20 protein-coding genes and 1 pseudogene are annotated in these 17,244 nt (G+C 72.4%); 12 read left to right on the forward strand and 9 right to left on the reverse strand.

Annotation, left to right across the window (positions count from 1 at the left end; all coding sequences use genetic code 11):
- Positions 1 to 451 precede the first annotated feature (451 nt).
- Positions 452 to 1,300: a hypothetical protein gene (locus VGH76_RS04505; RefSeq protein ID WP_331555416.1), complete on the reverse strand. Its 849-nt coding sequence runs from the start codon at positions 1,298 to 1,300 to the stop codon at positions 452 to 454.
- A 171-nt stretch (positions 1,301 to 1,471) separates the two neighbouring features.
- Here VGH76_RS04505 and VGH76_RS04510 point away from each other — a divergent pair, with 171 nt between their 5' ends.
- A complete protein-coding gene (locus VGH76_RS04510) occupies positions 1,472 to 1,924 on the forward strand; it encodes a hypothetical protein (protein WP_331555417.1) in 453 nt (150 codons plus the stop codon).
- 241 nt (positions 1,925 to 2,165) lie between these two features.
- Here the strand turns inward: VGH76_RS04510 and VGH76_RS04515 are convergent, their stop codons facing one another.
- Positions 2,166 to 2,648 (reverse strand): SRPBCC family protein, encoded by a 483-nt coding sequence (locus VGH76_RS04515; RefSeq protein WP_331555418.1) that lies wholly within the window; start codon positions 2,646 to 2,648, stop codon positions 2,166 to 2,168.
- Between the two features lie 577 nt (positions 2,649 to 3,225).
- Here VGH76_RS04515 and VGH76_RS04520 point away from each other — a divergent pair.
- The 5 genes from VGH76_RS04520 (at position 3,226) to VGH76_RS04540 (ending at position 7,960) form a co-directional block, all read left to right on the forward strand.
- Positions 3,226 to 3,600, forward strand: coding sequence for a hypothetical protein (locus tag VGH76_RS04520; protein ID WP_331555419.1), 375 nt, complete (start codon positions 3,226 to 3,228; stop codon positions 3,598 to 3,600).
- Between the two features lie 80 nt (positions 3,601 to 3,680).
- Positions 3,681 to 4,187, forward strand: a complete 507-nt coding sequence (locus VGH76_RS04525) for a hypothetical protein (protein WP_331555420.1) — start codon at positions 3,681 to 3,683, stop codon at positions 4,185 to 4,187.
- Positions 4,188 to 4,340: 153 nt separating this feature from the next.
- Positions 4,341 to 5,633 (forward strand): acetyl-CoA hydrolase/transferase family protein, encoded by a 1,293-nt coding sequence (locus tag VGH76_RS04530; RefSeq protein ID WP_331555421.1) that lies wholly within the window; start codon positions 4,341 to 4,343, stop codon positions 5,631 to 5,633.
- Positions 5,630 to 6,916: a wax ester/triacylglycerol synthase domain-containing protein gene (locus VGH76_RS04535; RefSeq protein ID WP_331555422.1), complete on the forward strand. Its 1,287-nt coding sequence runs from the start codon at positions 5,630 to 5,632 to the stop codon at positions 6,914 to 6,916. Before VGH76_RS04530 ends, VGH76_RS04535 begins: the two co-directional genes overlap by 4 nt.
- A 318-nt stretch (positions 6,917 to 7,234) precedes the next feature.
- Entirely contained in the window at positions 7,235 to 7,960 is a 726-nt protein-coding gene (locus VGH76_RS04540) for a TetR/AcrR family transcriptional regulator (RefSeq protein WP_331555423.1), read from the forward strand.
- A gap of 37 nt (positions 7,961 to 7,997) precedes the next feature.
- Here VGH76_RS04540 and VGH76_RS04545 read toward each other — a convergent pair whose 3' ends face one another.
- Both VGH76_RS04545 and VGH76_RS04550 read right to left on the reverse strand, forming a co-directional pair.
- Positions 7,998 to 8,300, reverse strand: a complete 303-nt coding sequence (locus VGH76_RS04545) for a hypothetical protein (RefSeq protein WP_331555424.1) — start codon at positions 8,298 to 8,300, stop codon at positions 7,998 to 8,000.
- A 169-nt stretch (positions 8,301 to 8,469) separates the two neighbouring features.
- Positions 8,470 to 9,024, reverse strand: a complete 555-nt coding sequence (locus VGH76_RS04550) for a hypothetical protein (RefSeq protein WP_331555425.1) — start codon at positions 9,022 to 9,024, stop codon at positions 8,470 to 8,472.
- Positions 9,025 to 9,246: 222 nt separating this feature from the next.
- On the opposite strand from VGH76_RS04550, the gene VGH76_RS04555 reads away from it, so the two are divergent.
- Positions 9,247 to 9,957 (forward strand): GNAT family N-acetyltransferase, encoded by a 711-nt coding sequence (locus tag VGH76_RS04555; RefSeq protein ID WP_331555426.1) that lies wholly within the window; start codon positions 9,247 to 9,249, stop codon positions 9,955 to 9,957.
- A gap of 43 nt (positions 9,958 to 10,000) precedes the next feature.
- Here the strand turns inward: VGH76_RS04555 and VGH76_RS04560 are convergent, their stop codons facing one another.
- Positions 10,001 to 10,357, reverse strand: a complete 357-nt coding sequence (locus tag VGH76_RS04560; RefSeq protein WP_331555427.1) for a hypothetical protein — start codon at positions 10,355 to 10,357, stop codon at positions 10,001 to 10,003.
- A 261-nt stretch (positions 10,358 to 10,618) separates the two neighbouring features.
- On the opposite strand from VGH76_RS04560, the gene VGH76_RS04565 reads away from it, so the two are divergent.
- From VGH76_RS04565 to VGH76_RS04580, 4 genes and pseudogenes are all read left to right on the forward strand, one after another.
- Positions 10,619 to 11,596 (forward strand): hypothetical protein, encoded by a 978-nt coding sequence (locus tag VGH76_RS04565; protein ID WP_331555428.1) that lies wholly within the window; start codon positions 10,619 to 10,621, stop codon positions 11,594 to 11,596.
- 163 nt (positions 11,597 to 11,759) lie between these two features.
- Entirely contained in the window at positions 11,760 to 11,906 is a 147-nt protein-coding gene (locus VGH76_RS04570) for a hypothetical protein (protein ID WP_331555429.1), read from the forward strand.
- A gap of 100 nt (positions 11,907 to 12,006) precedes the next feature.
- Positions 12,007 to 12,199: pseudogene (locus VGH76_RS04575) on the forward strand (amidase family protein); the annotation flags it as partial.
- Between the two features lie 181 nt (positions 12,200 to 12,380).
- Positions 12,381 to 13,556, forward strand: a complete 1,176-nt coding sequence (locus VGH76_RS04580; protein WP_331555477.1) for a cytochrome P450 — start codon at positions 12,381 to 12,383, stop codon at positions 13,554 to 13,556.
- 217 nt (positions 13,557 to 13,773) lie between these two features.
- On the opposite strand, the gene VGH76_RS04585 is transcribed toward VGH76_RS04580, so the two are convergent.
- The 3 genes from VGH76_RS04585 to VGH76_RS04595 form a co-directional block, all read right to left on the reverse strand.
- Positions 13,774 to 14,439: an SDR family NAD(P)-dependent oxidoreductase gene (locus VGH76_RS04585; protein ID WP_331555430.1), complete on the reverse strand. Its 666-nt coding sequence runs from the start codon at positions 14,437 to 14,439 to the stop codon at positions 13,774 to 13,776.
- Between the two features lie 11 nt (positions 14,440 to 14,450).
- A complete protein-coding gene (locus tag VGH76_RS04590; RefSeq protein ID WP_414637669.1) occupies positions 14,451 to 14,906 on the reverse strand; it encodes a nitroreductase family deazaflavin-dependent oxidoreductase in 456 nt (151 codons plus the stop codon).
- Between the two features lie 135 nt (positions 14,907 to 15,041).
- On the reverse strand, positions 15,042 to 15,803 hold the full coding sequence (locus tag VGH76_RS04595; protein WP_331555432.1) for a hypothetical protein: 762 nt from the start codon (positions 15,801 to 15,803) through the stop codon (positions 15,042 to 15,044).
- Positions 15,804 to 15,889: 86 nt separating this feature from the next.
- On the opposite strand from VGH76_RS04595, the gene VGH76_RS04600 reads away from it, so the two are divergent.
- Positions 15,890 to 16,570: a DUF6962 family protein gene (locus tag VGH76_RS04600; protein WP_331555433.1), complete on the forward strand. Its 681-nt coding sequence runs from the start codon at positions 15,890 to 15,892 to the stop codon at positions 16,568 to 16,570.
- A 23-nt stretch (positions 16,571 to 16,593) separates the two neighbouring features.
- Here the strand turns inward: VGH76_RS04600 and VGH76_RS04605 are convergent, their stop codons facing one another.
- A complete protein-coding gene (locus VGH76_RS04605; RefSeq protein ID WP_331555434.1) occupies positions 16,594 to 17,040 on the reverse strand; it encodes a hypothetical protein in 447 nt (148 codons plus the stop codon).
- Positions 17,041 to 17,244 lie beyond the last annotated feature (204 nt).

The raw sequence follows: 17,244 nt of genomic DNA on the forward strand, positions 1-17,244 counted from the left end.
TTCTGGCTACAACGTGTTCGTCGCGGGCGTATCCGGTGCCCTGTCACCGACCGACCAGAGCAGCCAACGACAAGGCGGGGCGCAGAGCCCGGGCGCGTAGCGGCCGGTCTACGGGGGTCCAGCAGCCCCCATACCGTCTAAATCCGGAAGAGCCGGTTCGAGCTGCGCAAGCGCCGATGACGTCTGCGTCGAGCAATCCCTCGCAGCGTCTTCACCCAGGGCGGAGCCCTTGCGCGGGGGCGCGTCGAACCGCCTGGCCGAATGATCATGTTGAGGGCGCGAGCGGCTGCCAATGGAGTTGACCGTGCCGAACGCCCCCTCGGGTCTCTCCGGGCTGGCACGTCGCGGTCGTAGGTTCTGGCGAGTCGAGCAGTGGGTGGCGTCGACCCTTGGAAGGAGGAGAGCCCGCCCCGGCGGACCAGGACGGGCTCTCCCCCACGGAGGTCGGCGATCAGGACCCGGGCGTGATGCTCCAGGTCCCGACGGAGGTGACCTGCACAAGCGCCGGCGCGGAGAGCTGGACGGTGCCGGTGTACGAGCCAATCGTGTTCACCGCGAGGTCGGGAAATCCGCCGTCTGCGGGCGTGTCCTGGACGATGAAGTTCGCCCCGCCCTTGTTGGTGATCGCTGCAGTGGTGGTGTCCCCGGAAAGCATGATTACGTCGTCACCTTTGCCGGTGATCGGCGCGTCACCGGTCGCCTGCTTGGCCTGGTCGAGGCCCCCGACGGTCACCTTCCAGGACCCGGTCGCCTTGATCGTCAACTCGGAGGTGGTGCTGCCGTCGGTGACATCGATTGCCTTCTTGCCGGTATAGGAATCGATCGTGTTGACCAGCAGCGGGTCCGCGCCGTTGCTCTGGACAATGGTGTTCCCGGAGCACTTCGGACAGGCGAACGTCAAGATCGCCGGACCCGCCGACTTGTCGATCTTCACCACATCGTCGCCCTTGCCGGTGTACACCTTCGGCGGTGTGGCCGGTGCTGGAGCGGGCGCAGCACTCTGACCACCCGCGGCCGGGGCGGAGGCACTCGCGCTCGGTGCGGTGGACGCGGCGGGGGCCGTCGTGCTCCCTCCGTGATTCGCGGCCGAGATGACCACGATCAGCGCGACGATTCCGCCGAGCACCCACAGCCAGCGGCGTCGCTTCTTCGGCGGCTGCGGAGGACCGCCCTGCTGCTGGAACGGCGGCGGAGACAACGGGGCCTGAGGCCCCTGGTAGCTCCGCTGCTGCGGGATGTGGAACGCCTCAGTAGCGCCACCGTCGTCCTCGACACTTGGCTGCTGCTGATGGGTCGTCATGGGTGCTCCCGTTCCAACTGAAGGGGCTGGTGCGCAGTTCGCATCCGAACCATCGGTCGGAGGAGAACTTCGTTACCGATGGCTCCCAGCCCCACCCAGACGGCAGCGGTCGCAAGCGGACGAAGACCAGGCCCGACCGGAACCATCCGCGAAACGCGGCCGCCCGAGGTGATGCACCCCGAGGAGGTCGGCAGGGCTGGCGGCCAGCCGGGGCGTGGACGCTCGTCGGGTCGGCTCTGCACACATCGAGTTCAAGATGAGACCGGCGATCGCGGCGTCCGCCGCGAACTCTCCTCCCGGGACGACTTCGTTCAGCTGGACCGGGCACGAGCGAATTCCTCGCTGCATCCTGCCGGCGATGTGAGACTTCCCGACGGCGACGAGAGGGCTGTGGAGATGAGCAGACGAATAACGATCATGCTCCGGGGCGGGCACGAGGTAGTCCTGCAAGGCGTGGACGACGAGGAGGGTTCACGACTTGTGCACCGGCTGACCGAGCTCTTCGAACAGAGCATGCCCAACGGGGCCACGGCGACCGGTGACGGCACGATCATCCGGAACTCCGAGATCGTCGGGGTACGGAGTATCAGTGAGCAGTCGCTCAGCAACAGGGCCGGCCGGTGAGCATCGCCCGCTCGAGGTGTGAGCGACGATCTTCCAAGGCCGGGTTCGTCGAGGTCCCGGCCGGGCAAGCGGGTCACCGGCCAACGAGCGTCAGGGCATGACTCGTGGAGGACGGGCTGCTCGACCCGGGGTGGTGCAATGGCCGCGGACTTCGAACGTCGAGATCACATAGTAGGAGTCGTCGGGACGTAGGACCCCGAGAATCGCTCGAAGCCGAGGAGCGGGCGGCTCCCTCATCCCATCAGCTGACGGCGGCCTCGAGGTTGTCCAGGGTGGCGGCGAGCTGCTCCTGCGAGACTCGGGGGAAGAACGCCTCGAAGTTGGGGTCTTTCACGCTCATCCACTCGTAGGTCTGGGTCACCTCCGTCCCGCCGTCCACGGGCTTGAGGTCATAGGTGTAGGTGTGCCCGCCGGCGTCCATGTCACCGAGCTGCTCGGCCAGGCTGCACGTCGGGTCGACCCTGGGGCCCCATCCGATTCGGGCGCCGGGTAGGAACGCCACCACCGTGTTGATCATCCGGTATTCACCGAGGTCCGGTGCGTACATGTTCATGGTGAAGGTCTGCCCGATCCCGCCGATGGGCGCCGCGTCGCCTTCCGGGCCGCGCAGCATGTCCGCCCCGTCGAACTCGGTGTGCCGGTTCGGATCGGCGAGCAGCGCGAAGATGTCCTCTGCTGGGGCGTTGATGACTTTGCTGGCCTTTACCTTCTTGCTGGTGTCCACGATGCTCCCCTCGCCGGCGCTTCAGTAGAGGTTGAGTTGTACCGCGCTGTTTCCTCGTGTCAACTCCCGCTACCCGAACCGCCGAGGCCGTCTTCGCTCAGTTCGCCCCTCCCTGGTAACGGCCCGCCCGGGCGCCGAGCGGGATGGGACGAGATCACGACCCCGAGGAAGGATCCGGCGCCGGCACCCGATCCGCTCCCGCTCCACGCCCTCAGCCGACTCGGCGGTTGCCCGGGTGCTCCTGTCGCGCCGCGGTGGTCCAGGCGTAGCCCGGCTCGCCCGGGTGGTAGGAGCCGCCCCACACAGGGGCATCCGGGCATCGGTGATGAGGGTTCGGTCCGCTGCCGGGTGCCCGTTCCGCACTGCGGGGCTCGCACCGTCTCCGCGGCGGTTCCTGGAGATATCGGTTCGCGGCCGCGACGAGACCGTGCAGAGCTGTGAGGAGCCGTCCCGAGTCGCCGGAATCGTTATCCGGCCACGTGCTCGATGGAGACCCGTTCGGCCCAACCTTGGTCACATGCCGTTGCCAGAAAGGCCCGCAACGCGCCCGACCAAGTCGGCAGGGAGAGTGAGAGACGTGGAGCCGCACCAGGTCGATCGCCAAGAGTCGCTACCCGACGCAGGGCCCACGCTGGACACGCTGGCCGAGGCCGCCGCGCTGCGCGATCGGCGGTTCGGGGAGCTGACAGCAGCCGTGACGGGTGACGACGGGGACCTACTCTCCGAAGTGCGCGAGTCGCTCGTCGTCGGGGGCGCGGCACCCGAGGGTCTCGCGGCGTTCGCGGCGAAGGTGGCGGACGGCGGGCTCGCGGTGACCGATGAAGACGTCGCGGCGTTGCTCGCGGCCGGCTACACCGAGGACGCACTGTTCGAGTGCGTCGTGACCGTCGCGGTCGCCGCTGCCGGTGTCCGACTGCGAACCGTGGAACAGTTGCTGGCGGCCTCGTCGTGATCCGCCTGGCGGCCATTCGGCGCGGGCGCGAAGCGCGGGCGCCGACGGCGGGGAGGCCGCCGCTCGCCTCGGGCGGTCCCGTGTCCGGCTTCGTCCGGGTGCTCGGATTCCGGCCGACCTTCTTCGGAACCCCCATCGGGCGGTACGGCGACGCGGTGCTCCGCGGTCCGGGGCGGTGGGCCATCGGCGAGCGAGAGGTGTTCGGCGCGGCCGTCTCCGCGGGCAACGCCTGCGGCTACTGCACCGGGGTGCACGCGCAGATCGCCGCGGAATGCCTCGGGCATCCCGTCGTCGACGCGCTGGTGCACCGCAAGGCCGAGCTGCCGGCCGACGTCGAACAGGCCGTCCCCCCGATGCTGGAGTTCCTACGACGCCTCTCCCGCGATCCCGAGGGCCTGACGACCGCCGACGTCGCGACGCTGCGCGCGGCGGGCATCGGCGACGACGCCATTCGGGAGGCGGCCCACGCGGCCGCCCTTCTGGAGATCTGCAACCGGGTGACCACGGCGCTCGGGGTCGATGCGATGGACTCCGTGGGGAACCGAGAATCGGCGCTGATGCTGCTCCGCCGTGGCTACGACCTGTAGGGCTCCGCAACACGGCGCGACGGGTGCGCCGAAGCGGTTACGCCCCGCGCCGCGCGACGAATCGGGGGGCCATGTCGCGACGCGACGTGACCGGACGGCCCCGGACTGCGAACATGCTGGTCAGGAGGACCCTGGTGGCCCAGGATCCGCTTCGTGGCCTCCTCCATCGCCGAGACGATCGCCGCGCTGCGGCGTCCCGCCACCGCCGTGCTCGATCACGTCGGGCGTGGTGCGCAGATCGTCGTCAACTCCTTCAACGGGGAGCCCGCAACGGTGCTCGACGCCCTCGAGGCCGGTGGGGACCGCCTGAGCGACGTCCGGCTGCACCAGATGCTCGCCCCGCGCCCGCGACCCTCGATCGAGGGCAAGGTCCCGGGCTTGCGCCACGTCTCGTGGTTCCTCTCCCCCGCGACCCGCGAGGCCTTCCACGCCGGGCACTGCGACCTGGTGCCGAACAACTTCAGCGACGTGCCGCGCCTGCTGCGCCGGTCGGCGGCACCCGACCTCGTCGTCGCCTCGGTCTCGCCGCCGGCCGGGCCCGGCTACTTCTCGCTGGGCACAGACGCCACGTACACCGCCGCGTTCATCGGCGAGGTGCCGTTCTTCGTCGAGGTCAACGCGCAGATGCCGCGCACCTACGGGGCCAACCAGCTCCACGTCAACGATGTCGTCGGTTGGTGCGAGGCGAACCGTCCCCTCGTCGTACCGCCGAGCCCCGAGGTCAGCGCGCGGGACCGGGCGATCGCCGCCCTCGTCGCCGAGCGCATCCCCGACGGGGCCACCCTCCAGATCGGCATCGGCGCGGTGCCTGACATGGTGCTGGCGAGCCTCGGCGACCACCGCGAGCTGGGCGTGCACACCGAGGTGTTCGGCAGTGGGTTCGTCGACCTCGCCGAGCAGGGGGTCATCACCGGCACCCGCAAGGCCACGCACCGCGGCAAGATCGTCACGACGGGATGCCTGGGCACCCAGCGCCTCTACGACTTCGTCGCCGACAACCCGGGCGTCGAGTTCCACCCCGTGGACTACACCAACGACCCCTGGATCATCGCCCGCGAACCGGTGTTCCGAGCGGTCAACGCGACCCTCGAGGTCGACTTCCTGGGGCAGTGCGCCTCGGAGTCGTTGGGCAGCGAGTACTTCTCGTCGTCGGGGGGTCAGCCCGACTACGCCCGCGGCGCGATCATGTCCGAGAACGGCGCGGCATTCATCGTCCTGCACTCGGCCACCCATGACGACACGGTGTCGCGGATCGTCCCGCAGTTGCAGCCCGGCGCCGCGGTCACCACGTTCAAGAACATCGTCGACAACGTGGTCACCGAGTACGGGGTCGCGGAGCTGCGCGGGGCGACGATCGCGGAACGCGCCCGGCGCCTGATCGCCGTCGCCCACCCGGCCTTCCGTGACGAGCTCACCGTGCAGGCCCGGGATCTGGGGTACCTGTGAATACCCCGACCGAGCCGACCTGCGTGCCGCTCTCCGACGAGGACCGCGCCATCCTGGACCTGGAGTGCGCGACGGTCGTCGGGCACGTCCTGCACATCGTGCTGCTCGACGGGCCTCCCCTGGGCGCCGCTGCACTGCGCGAGCGGATCGCCGCGCGCCTACCCGCCGCTCCCGAGCTCCGCTACCGCCTCGCCGGGTCGCCCGACAGACCGGTCTGGGTACCCGACGCCGGGCTCGACCTGGCCGCCCACGTCGCCGATGCCCCCGAGGCTCCCTACGGCCCCGCCCCACTCCGCGCTCTTGTTGCCGAGAGATTCGCCCAGCGCCTCGACCGCGCACGTCCCCTCTGGGCCATCGATGTGGCGCCCCTGGCCGACGGCGGCACCGCGCTGCTCTGGCGGCTGCACCACGCGCTCGCCGACGGGGCGACGGTGACGCGGCTGGCCCGCACGGTGGTCTACGACGAGGGTCCCGCCGACGACGTGGGCCGGCCCGCCACCGGCCCCGCGGTCTCCCCGCCCGCCGCGATCCACGCCGACCACGTCCGGCGCCGGGCGCACCTCATGGCCGCGATCGGTCGGGAGTTCGCCATGGGGCCGGCGCACTCCCCCTTCGACGGGACGATCTCCACCCGGCGCGACGTCGACTTCCTCGACACCGATCTGCCGTCCGTGCACGCGGCAGCCCGGTCGGCCGGGGCGACGGTCAACGACGCGGTCCTGACCGTGCTCGCCGGGGGCCTGCGTCGCTGGATCGACCACCACGCGGGTTCGGTCACCGACCTGCGGGTGCGTGTGCCGGTCAGCCTGCCACGCGAGGGTGCGGCGAGCGGCAACCGCGACTCGGCGTTCGACCTGCCGCTGCCCGTCCACCTCGTCGACCCGCTGGAACGACTGCGGGCCGTGCACGAGCTCACCAGCCGCCGCAAGGAGGCCGCGGACGCCCAGCAGATCGACGCCCTGCTGCACCGGTTGTCCGAGGTGTCGCCCTCGCTGCGGCGGGTGGCGGACCGGCTGCGTGCGACGGCGCGCGCGTTCACCGTGAGCGTCTCGAACGTCCCCGGACCCCGCATGCCCGTGGCCGTCCTCGACCGTCGCGTGCGCACGATGTGGCCCCTCGCCGAGATCGGGTTCCACCACGCGTTGCGGGTGACGGCGGGGTCGACCGCCGATGTGCTCTCGTTCGGGCTGTGCGTCGACCCGGGACTCGTCCCCGGCGTCGACGTGCTCGCCGACGGCCTGCGCGCCGAGGCGGACCTGCTGGTGCGTGCCGTGCCCCCCTGAGCCGGCGAAGCAGGGAGGCCGAGCCCGACGATCGGCGCGCCCAGACCGAGGACCAGCCTGGGCCCGATGACCCTGGCTGCACCTACCTGCGGGTGCCGGAGCCCTGTCCGGGAGCCAGACCCCCTTCTCGAGACAGAGGGCGTGGCGCCATCAGGTCCGAGACCGATGGCGCCACGCGGACGGTCGGCCCGTCTCCGGGCCCGAGCCGCCCTACCTGACCATCCCGGCCGGAAGACCCCCCACCTCCGGCGTGGCCCCCCGATCAGGCACCCACTACCGTGAAAACATACCGACCGGAACGTAGAAGGCAACCCACTCGTGACCAGCTCACACCCCGACGACTCCGCGACCCGTGGCCGGGCGGACGGGGCCTCCGGGCGGGCCCACACCGGCCGGCAGCAACAGCGCGCCGCGGCCACCCGGCGCGCCCTGCTGGTCGCCGCGGGCGAGCACTTCGCCGCACACGGCTATCACGCCACCAGCCTCAAAGACCTGCTCAGCGAGGGAGCAGGTACCAAGGGCGCGCTGTACTTCCACTTCCCCTCCAAGCACGCCGTCGCCGCCGCGCTGGTCGAGGCGATGACCGCCTCCTGGGACCATGTCATCCCCACCGCCGAACGCGACACCCCCGACCCCCTCCACGCTCTCCTCGCGGTGACCGACGTCGTCGTGGTCCGCCTGGACGACCCGATCGTGCGCGGCGCGGCCCGAGTCCTGCGCGACCAGGTCCTCGAGCAGCCCACGCTCGCCGACGTCAGCGCCGGCTGGGAGCGTGATCTCGCTCGGCTGTTCACGCTCGCCGCGGAGCAGCGCCTGCTGCTACCCGCAGTCGAGCCGCGCTGGGCCGCGCACGAACTCGTCGTCAGCCTCGCCGGACGCGCCACGTTGCTCGAGTCCCTGTGCCCCAAGCAGGAGCTCTGGGATCAGATGAACCAGTTCTGGACCGGCTTCCTCCCGCTCATCACCACCGAGGCCTGGCGCGAGGCTCGGGACGGGGCAAGCTGGCTGAAGCGGCCCCGCCCACCAACGGGTCTGGACCCGTAGAGGAGCGCGGGGCGACGGGCTCGCGGTGCGATGAACCTCAGCCGACCCGCGTGCCCGAGTGCGCCTGCTGCGCCGCGGCGGTCCGGGCGTAGCCCGGCTCGCCCGGGTGGTCGGAGGCCACGTCGACGTGCTCGCCGACGTCCTCACCGGTGTGGCGCAACGGGCCACGCGCCTTGCGGCGCAGCCGCCGCCCGCCCCATCTCAGCACCCGGCTGACACGCGTCGCGCCGCGCCGCGCCTCGATCCGCCGCCCCAACGCGTCGAGCGCCCACGCGACCAGGGGCGCGCCGAGGGCGAGCAGGACGTAGGCGCGCAGGCGCCTCGAGAGGAACAGCCACACGGGAGCCTCCGGGGGTCGGGAGCGAGATTCGGTCCGGACCGGGTGCCCGTTCCGGACCCCCGGGGACCGCACCTCTCTCCGCCGCGGTGTCGGAGATGTCGGCTCGGCCGCCGAGTCCGTGCTCCGCGGTTCGGGACGGTCAGTCATCGGCGAGCGAGCCGCGGCACGATCAGCGCGTGCGAGGGCGCTCGTCGCTCGGGGCCCAGCGCCGCAGTGCCTCGTAGCCGAGGCCGGCAGCGATCGCGGCAGGCCAGTCCAGGACGCCGATGAGCGTCAGGGCGGCGACGCCGAGCACCACCGGGGCGCGGCGGGCAGGCAGCACCCGACCGGCGATCTGCGCCGGGGCGCGGAGCACTCCCGTGAGCCCGTCCACGAGGTCCGACGTCCGCGGCAGCTGCAGACCGGGCTGGGCGCCCCTCGCGAGGCTGGGGTCGCCGGCCGGAGCCGTCAGCGCCCGCACCGGGGTCGTGGTGTCGACGGTGAGCGGGGCCGACGACGCCGGCGAGGCCCGGCGAGCGATCTCCGCCGCGTTGCCGCCCGGCTCGGTGAGGGCGCTGGTCGGCGTCGTCGTCCCCGCATCGACGTCGTCCGCCGAGCCGGAGCCGCTCGGCGTCGTGGGTACGGTCGCCGGCGGCGGCGGCTTCGGGATCGGCGCCTTCACGCCGGCCGTGTCGTCTCCGCCCTTGTCGGACTTGTCGGCCTTCTTGTCGTCCTTCTTCGCCATCCCGGCTCCCCTCGCCACCCCGAGTAGGAGAGCCTGCCCCACGCCGTGGGCCCCGGAAACGCGCTCGGAGGACGAGCACGTCGACCCGACGCGCGGCGCCGTCATTTGCGCGGGACGCACGCCCGAACGACCCTGCTCAGCGCGTCCGAGCGACCGAACGTGCGCGCTCCCGCACCCGTGACCGGCTTGGCAGAGCGCGCGAAGCGCGGTTCCCTGGGGGCCATGTCCTCCGACGGCGACGGCCCGGCGACGGTGCACCACCGGGTCCGGCTCCGGTCCGGCGAGACGGTGGTCGTCCGCACCTTGCGCCCGGAGGACCGGGCCGGCCTGGGCGCGATGTTCGACGAACTGAGCCAGAGCTCGCGCTATCAGCGCTTCCTCGGCGGCAAGCCCGCGGTGTCGGACCGGGCCCTGCGCCGGCTGGTCGACGTCGACCACAGCGATCACGAAGCGCTCGTCGCCGTGGCCACCGCCGGTGGCCGCGACGACGTCGTCGGCGAGGCCCGCTGGATCCGCGACGACGACGACCGCGCGTCGGCCGAGATGGCCATCACGGTGGCCGACGCCTGGCAACAATGCGGTCTGGGCACCGCGTTGGCCCACGACCTGGCTCGTCGGGCCGCCGAGGAGGGCGTCGAACGCTTCACCGCCGAGGTGCTGACCGACAACAGCGGCGTCCGCCGGCTCGTCGAGCACGTGGGTGAGACCTCCAGCGACGAGCAGGGCGACGGGGTCGCGACCCTGCACGTGAGCACGGCCGGGTACGACGAACGCGCGGGCGACGGCGGGGTCCTCGGTCGGGTTCTGCGCTCGGCGGCCTCCGGGGACTTCCTGGTCGTCCCGCGCCCGCTGCGGTGGTGGCTCCGGCTGTCCACCGAGATCACCAGGACCCTGATGGTGCCGGTGACGGTGCTCCGGCGTCGCCGACCCTAGGGCGGGTCGGCCGGCCGCCGATCAGGGCGACGCATCGGACACGTCACCGAGTCTCTCGAGTGCGCGCCACGTGGTCGTGGGCGAACTGGGTGGCGATCTCGTCGACGGCGTCGTCGAAGCAGCGGGTGATCCCCGCCGTGCCGTCGACGCCGAGCCAGCGGGTGAAGGCAGCCTCGAACACGGCCACGGACACGTGCGCGACCAGGCGCGCGGTGTCCTCGGCGATGCCTCGCTCGCGCAGTCCGTCGACCAGCGCGGCCGTGCACGCGGCCAGCTTGGTGCGCTCCCGTTCCTGCAGCTCGGGACTCGAGGCGATCACCCGCCGCCGGTCGCGGGAGTCGGCGGGCTCCACCCGCTCGACGATCAGCTCGCTGACGGTGCGCAATGCGTGCAGTGCCACCTCGAGGGGCGTCGTCCGTCCCGAGATCGGCCTCGCGGGCCGCCCCGGTCACCGCGGCCGGCACCTGCTCGGAGCCGGCGAAGAGGACCTCGCGCTTGTCGGCGAAGTCGCGGAAGAACGTGCGCCGACCCAGCCCGGCCCGGCGATGACACTGTGTGCCATCGCTGGAGATCGAGGAGTCGTTCATGGAGGTCTGGGTTCTGGGCGCGACGGGCCGCAGCGGCCGGCGGATCGTCGGGGCGCTGACCGGCGGTGAGCTCCGTGCCCGTCGGTCGGAACGCCGCCCGGTTGGAGGCGTCCTTCCCGCGCGCGGCACGCACGCTCGCCGCGAGCTCCCTCGACGCGGTGGTGGCCCGGATCCGGGCGGACCGGCCGAGCGTCGTGGTCAACACGGTCGGCCCGTTCACCGAGACCGCCGAGAAGCTCGCGCGTGCCTGCCTGCCGGGCAGCCACTACCTCGACCTGGCCAACGACGTGCAGTCCTTCTCCGAGGTGCTCGACCTGCACGAGCGCGCGGTGGCGGCGGGCCGGACGCTCGTGCCCGGAGCGGGCTTCGGGGCAGCGGCCACCGAGAGCGTCGTCGCGGCGCTGTGTGCCGGCCGTCCCGAGCCCGAGCGGGTGCGCACCGACATGGTGCCCTCCGTCGCGAGCGAGGACGGCACGATCGGCCAGGCGCTGGCGGCGAGCATCGTCGACGCCGTTCCCGAGAGCGGACGTCGCTACGTCGACGGCCACCTGGAACGGGTGACGCCGGGCCACGACGCCGTACTGCTCACGCTCCCCGACTGCACGCAGGTCACCACCGCGGGGATGCCGTTAGGCGAGCTCGTCGCGGCGCGGCGCGCGAGCGGGGCGCCCTCGGTGGTCGCCGCGTCGACCCTGGCACCCACCGGCGGGTTGGTGCGCGCCCTGCTGCCGGTCGCGGGCCTGGCGCTGTCGGCGGGGCCGGTGCGACGCATCACCCGGCGCCGAGTGGCCGCCGTCCGGACCCGGACCCGGGAACGCCCGCGCGAACACTCCTACGCCCACGCCCGCGTCGAGTGGGCCGACGGCACCGTGGGCGAGGGCTGGTTGCGCGCCCGCGACGCGGGCGATTTCACCGCCGCCGTCGCCGCCGAGGTCGCCCGACGACTGACGGAGGGGCGCGGGCCCGCCGGCGCGCACACCCCGATCGCCGCGCTCGGCATCGAGATCGTCTCGGCGGCCGGCGCAGAGCTGACGATCGACCGGCACCACTGATCTGGGCCCGCTTTCGGCCCCAGCTACGCGTCCGTTCGTCGTAACTTGCGGCAACGAAGCCGATGGAGGTAACGACGGATCACGACTTAGAGATAAGCGGATCACGAGCGTGGTGACACCGTCTCCGCGCCCGTCTTCGACCCAGAGATGGAGAGGACACACCATGGGACTGCTCGACCTCTGCGCACCGCCCCGCCACAAGCACCACCACCACCGGGGCTGTGGCTGCCACGAGTGCAAGCCGCCGCAGGACTGCTGGGAGCCCAAGGAGTGCAAGCCGAAGCGGCACCACCACCACTGCGACAAGTGATCTGAACTGCAGTGAGTAGTTCGGGGGCGGACCCATGGTCCGTCCCCGAACTACTCACAACAGCAGCTGCGCGTGGAGCATCGCGGCTTCGGTCAGGTGCAGCCACCGCGGACGGACCGAGGCGAACCACCGCCGCGAATTGCAGCGCCGCGACTGGCGGGAATTCTTCGCCGAGTTCGACACCGTCATCTGCCCGACGACCCCGACCCCGGCCTTTCCCCCACGACGACAGCCCGGACCGCCACGAGCGGAGCATCGACATCGACGGCGCCATCTACCCCTACGAGGACCAGGGCCGCGCTGAAACGGTAGATCTCTCCCACTTCGAGGTAGCCTGGAGCGGTCCTCGAAGCAAGGGAGAAGCTGGTGGGAGACCTGCCGTCGGCGCGACCCGACACCACGACCGCGACACCCGGAGCCGCGACCCGACCCCGGCTGCGGCAGATCACCGAGCCGGAGGACCTGCCGTTGCAGATGCGGCGGTCCGGTTTCGATCCCGATCCGGCCCTGACCGCGTTGCGCGAGGGCCCGGGAGTGACCCGGGTGGAGAACGCCTTCGGGATGACCTCGTGGTTGGTGACGCGGCAGGCCGACGTGCGGCGCCTGCTGGGCGACCCCGAGGCGTTCAGCAACGCCTGGTCGCCGGCGCAGGTGAACCAGGAGCTGGCCCGCGACGTCGATCCGGAGCAGATGCAGGCGAACCGGCGGGGCAATCTGCTCGCCTACGACCCGCCGGAGCACACGCGGCTGCGGCGCATGCTGACCCCGGACTTCACGATGCGGCGGATGCGCCGCCTCGAACCGCGGATCGTCGAGATCGTTGAGGCCCACCTGGACGCCATGGAGGCCGCCGGGCCGCCGGCGGACCTGGTCGCGCAGTTCGCGCTCCCGATCCCGTCGTTGGTCATCTGCGAACTGCTCGGGGTGCCCTACGAGGACCGCGAGGAGTTCCAGCGCCGCACCGGCCGCCTGCTCGACGTCTCCGTCCCGGTCGAGGAGCGGATGGGCCTGCAGGTCGAGTCCCGGGCGTACATGACCCGTCTCGCCGAGCGGGCTCGACGCAGTCCCGGAGAGGACATGCTCGGCATGCTCGTGCGCGAGCACGGCGACGACCTCGACCAGGCCGAGCTGGTGGGCATCGCCGGCCTGTTGCTCATCGCCGGGCACGAGACCACGTCGAACATGCTGGGGCTGGGCACCCTGGCGCTGCTCCGGCATCCCGACCAGCTCGCCGAGGTGCGCGACGACCCCGCCAGCGTGCCGGGCGCGGTCGAGGAGCTCATGCGCTGGCTGAGCATCGTCCACTCCGGGGCGCCGCGGCTCGCGACCCGCGACGTCGAGATCGACGGGGTCACGATCCCGCGGGGCGACCTGGTGGCCTTCGCGCTGCCGACGGCCAATCGTGACCCGGAGGTCTACGACGATCCCGACGCGCTCGACATCGGGCGCGGGACGATGAACCACGTCGGGTTCGGGCACGGCGTGCACCACTGTCTCGGCGCCCCGCTGGCCCGGATGGAGATGCGCATCGCCTTCCCCGCGCTGCTGCGACGTTTCCCGGGGCTGCGGCTCGCGATCGCGGACGACGAGGTGGAGTTCCGTTCCTTCCACGTCGTCTACGGGCTCCGGTCGTTGCCCGTCGCGTGGTGACGACAGGGTCCTGAGGCTTCTCCGGAAGGGACAAAGGCCCCTCACTCCGGCCGCAGGCGCCGCCGACGGGCTGTTCCCACTCCTCGACCCTCATGACGTTGCCCGCCTCCGGAATCGCCGAACTGGCCCTCCTCGAGGCGGGCGCACTCACGGGCGATCCGGAGTGGACGGGCTGGGGGACGACCGCAGCGGAGCACTGAGTCCGCGGTCGCCGTCGTCACCAGGGCACGGGGGCTCCGTCGCGGGTGAAGGTGCCCGTCGGGCCACCGGGCGGGAGGTCGACGGCGTACAGCACGCTCGCGGCACCCGCGGCCAGTGGGCGACCGCCGGCGCCGCCCATGTCGGTGGCGACCCAGCCGGGGCAGACCGCGTTGACCAGGACGCCGTGGGAGCGCAGGTCGGCGGCGAGCTTGACCGTGAGCATGTCCAGCGCGGCCTTCGACACCGCGTAGGCGGGCACACCGCCCCCACCGGCGGTCTCCCCGAACGAGCCGGCCCCGCTGGAGACGTTCACGACGCGGGCGCCCGGGCGCAGCAGGTCCGCGCAGGCCACGACCATGCGCCAGGCCCCGAGCACGTTGACACGCATCGCCTCGGAGACCACCTCGAGGTCGGCGTGGACGGCGTCCTGCCAGGTGTCGTAGTGGATGCCGGCGTTGTTGACCAGCACGTCCAGCCCGCCGTGCTCGTCGCGCACCCGATCGGCCAGGGCCTGTACCGACGCGGGGTCGGCGACGTCGAGCGCGTGGACGACGACGCCGTCGAGACCGCGGGCGGCCTCCCGGCCACGGTCGACGTCACGCGAGCCGAGCACGACCGACCAGCCACGCTCGGCGAGGCGGCGGACGACCTCGAGCCCGATCCCTCGGTTGGCGCCGGTCACCACGGCGATCGTCACGAGGGGTCGGCCGGCTCGAGGACGACGACCGGGATCTCGCGCTCCGTGTAGGTCGCGTACGTCGCGTAGTCCGGGTAGAGCTCGACCAGCCGCGGCCACAGCTCGGCCCGCTCCTGCGGCCCCGCCACGTGCGGACGCACGACCCGCGACTCCCCACCCGGCAGGTCGACCCGCGCGGTCGTCATCGCCACGAGGTTGTGGAACCACGCGGGATGGCGGTCCGCGCCGCCCTTCGAGGCGACGACCACCAGGTCCGGCGGGCGGTCGAGGTAGATCAGCGGGGTCGCGCGCTCCTGCCCCGAGCGGCGGCCGACGTCGTGGAGGACGAGCGTCGGGGCGCGGGTGATCAGGCTGCGACGGCCGCCGGTGGCCCGCAGCAGGTAGCTGTCGAGCGTCGAGACGACCCGGAACAGCCGCCAGAACGGGGACGCGGAGGATGGGGGTGCCGGCACGGCTCCCATCACACCGCGGCCGACCCACACAGCGACACCCGCCTGCTCGCCCTCGGCATGGCGGTCGAGTCGGTCCTCGGGACGCTCCCCGCGCCGCCGCCGCGGTGACGGACCACCGGGGCCGTAGGGCCGGTGTCAGAGCGACGGGTCCGGGTCGGTGCCGTGAGCGTCGAGCGCGGCCTCGATCGCCGAGCACACGGTGCGCACGACCTCGACCCTGGCCCAGCGCTTGTCGTCGCCCGCGACGAGGTGCCAGGCCGCAGCGGGCGAGTCGGTGCGGCGCAGCATCTCCTCCACCGCGGCCTCGTAGGCGGGACGCCGGTCGCGGTTGCGCCAGTCCTCCGCGGTGAGCTTCCAGCCGCGGTAGGGATCCTGCTCGCGCGCCTGGAAGCGTCGCAGCTGCTCGGCGGCCGAGATGTGCAGGAAGAACTTGACCAGGATGGTGCCCTCGGCGGCCAGGGTGGTCTCCAGGTCGACGATCTCCCCGTAGGCCCGTTCCCAGGCCGCCTCGGTGGCGAACTCCTCGACCCGCTCGACGAGCACGCGGCCGTACCAGGTCCGGTCCAGCACGGCCATCCCGCCCCAGCCGGGCAGCGCCGGCCAGAACCGCCACAGGAAATGGTGGCGCTGCTCGTCGTAGGTCGGGGCGGCGAACTGGACCACGCGCACGTGGCGCGGGTCGAGCGGGGCGACCAACCGCTTGATCGCGCCGCCCTTGCCGGAGGCGTCCCAGCCCTCGAACAGCACCAGCAGCGGGGGGCCGATCTGGCCCGGCCCGATGAGGCCGGCCAGCAGCAGCCGCAGGTGCACCAGGCGCCGCTGGGCCTTGAGCAGCTCAGCGTCCCCCTGCTCCCGGGACAGCCGCACCGAAAGGTCGAGCTCGTCCAACCGTCCCACGTGCTCACCGTGCCAGGGCTGCGCCCCGGCCACCACGCCCCACGAGAACCTTGCTCCGCGGGGCACCGCCGGACGTACCGTGGTGCGTGCTCGTCCAGCCGATGGCCTCGCTGACCGACCTCGCGCTGGGGTTGGTCACCCTCTACCTCACACCCCGGGTGCCCCGGGACGTCGAGGGCGGCAGGTACTGGCGCGCCGCCTTCGCCTGGGCGGCGGTGACCGCGCTGATCGGCGCGGTGTTCCACGGCTACCTCGTGGGCCTCCCGCTCTGGGGCGAGATCACCTGGGCCGTCATGAGCACCATGGTCGTCGTCATGATGTCGTACGTGCTGGCCGCGACCGTGGTCGCGGTCCTCGGCCGGAGCCGCGCCATGGTGTTCTGGCCGCTGCGGCTGCTGGGCTTCGTCGCGTACGCGGTCATCGCCGCCACCGGCCATCCGAGCATCACCGCGATGATGGGGTGCGAGAGCCTCACCATGGCGTGCGTCATCGGGCTGTGGATCTGGGCGTGGGTGCACGGGCACCCGTCGGGACGAGCCATGCTGGTGGCCATCGGGGTGAGCATCGCGGCCGCGCTGCTGCGGCTGGTCCCGGGCGCGTCCGCCGTGCTGCGGCTGGACCCCGACTCCGCCTACCACCTCGGGCAGATCGTCGGGATGGTGCTGCTCTACCGCGCCGTCGCGCACGGCGGGCCGCGCCCCGAGACCGTCGACGAGGCCCCGTCGGTGGCAGGAGGCCGGAGGGTCGGCGGGCTCGACGCCGCCTGATCCCGACCCGGGTGACGACGGCGTCACCGACGACCGGTGGGGTCGACCCCGTCGTCGAGTCGGGGCGGCAGCCGGTCTCGGAGCGCCCGGCGGGGACTGGTCTTCTTGCTGTGCAGGAGCGCTGCCTCGAGGCGGCGATGGGACTGGTACGGGTCCGCCACGTCCACGACGACCCGGTGGAACGGGCGGCCCGAGAGGTAGACGACCACGACGTAGGCGCCCCGGCGGACGCTCCAGAGCTGCCGGCGCTCCCCGACTCCCCAGGAGCCCGCGCGCAGCGTCCCGGGCCACCAGGAGCCGGGGCAGGGCAGGCGGGGGCTCGAGGCGACGGCGTCGTCGCGGGTCATCACCCGGGACCCGACGATCCGCTCGAAGGGAACGTCCAGCCCTGCACAGCACGCAGCGAGCCGGTCCGATCCCGTGAACCGCACCCGGAGCCCGGTCGTCGTGACGTCGAGAACGGTCGCCATCCCCCCACCTCGACTCTGTCGGGGACCGGGCGCGGGGCCCGGCCGTCGGCGCCACCCCCCGAGGTGTGGAGGACGAACGAGGTCGTCACCCTGTCGTCGCGACCGGCGCCAGAGTTACCCGTCCCGAGGCGTTCCCGACCAGGTTCGTTCCCGCGTCGGTGTCGCCGTCGTCATCCGGACGCAGCAGCGCCGCCGGACGCGTCA

Source organism: Actinomycetospora sp., from assembly GCF_036497585.1.
In the GTDB taxonomy this organism is placed as follows: Bacteria; Actinomycetota; Actinomycetes; order Mycobacteriales; family Pseudonocardiaceae; genus Actinomycetospora.

Bases quoted from the DNA above. Each gene is read 5' to 3' on its own strand.
- VGH76_RS04505 (WP_331555416.1), bottom strand. From the start codon at position 1,300: ATGACGACCCATCAGCAGCAGCCAAGTGTCGAGGACGACGGTGGCGCT.
- VGH76_RS04510 (WP_331555417.1), top strand. From the start codon at position 1,472: ATGCACCCCGAGGAGGTCGGCAGGGCTGGCGGCCAGCCGGGGCGTGGA.
- VGH76_RS04570 (WP_331555429.1), top strand. From the start codon at position 11,760: ATGGGACTGCTCGACCTCTGCGCACCGCCCCGCCACAAGCACCACCAC.
- VGH76_RS04550 (WP_331555425.1), bottom strand. From the start codon at position 9,024: ATGGCGAAGAAGGACGACAAGAAGGCCGACAAGTCCGACAAGGGCGGA.
- VGH76_RS04605 (WP_331555434.1), bottom strand. From the start codon at position 17,040: ATGGCGACCGTTCTCGACGTCACGACGACCGGGCTCCGGGTGCGGTTC.
- VGH76_RS04555 (WP_331555426.1), top strand. From the start codon at position 9,247: ATGTCCTCCGACGGCGACGGCCCGGCGACGGTGCACCACCGGGTCCGG.
- VGH76_RS04580 (WP_331555477.1), top strand. From the start codon at position 12,381: ATGCGGCGGTCCGGTTTCGATCCCGATCCGGCCCTGACCGCGTTGCGC.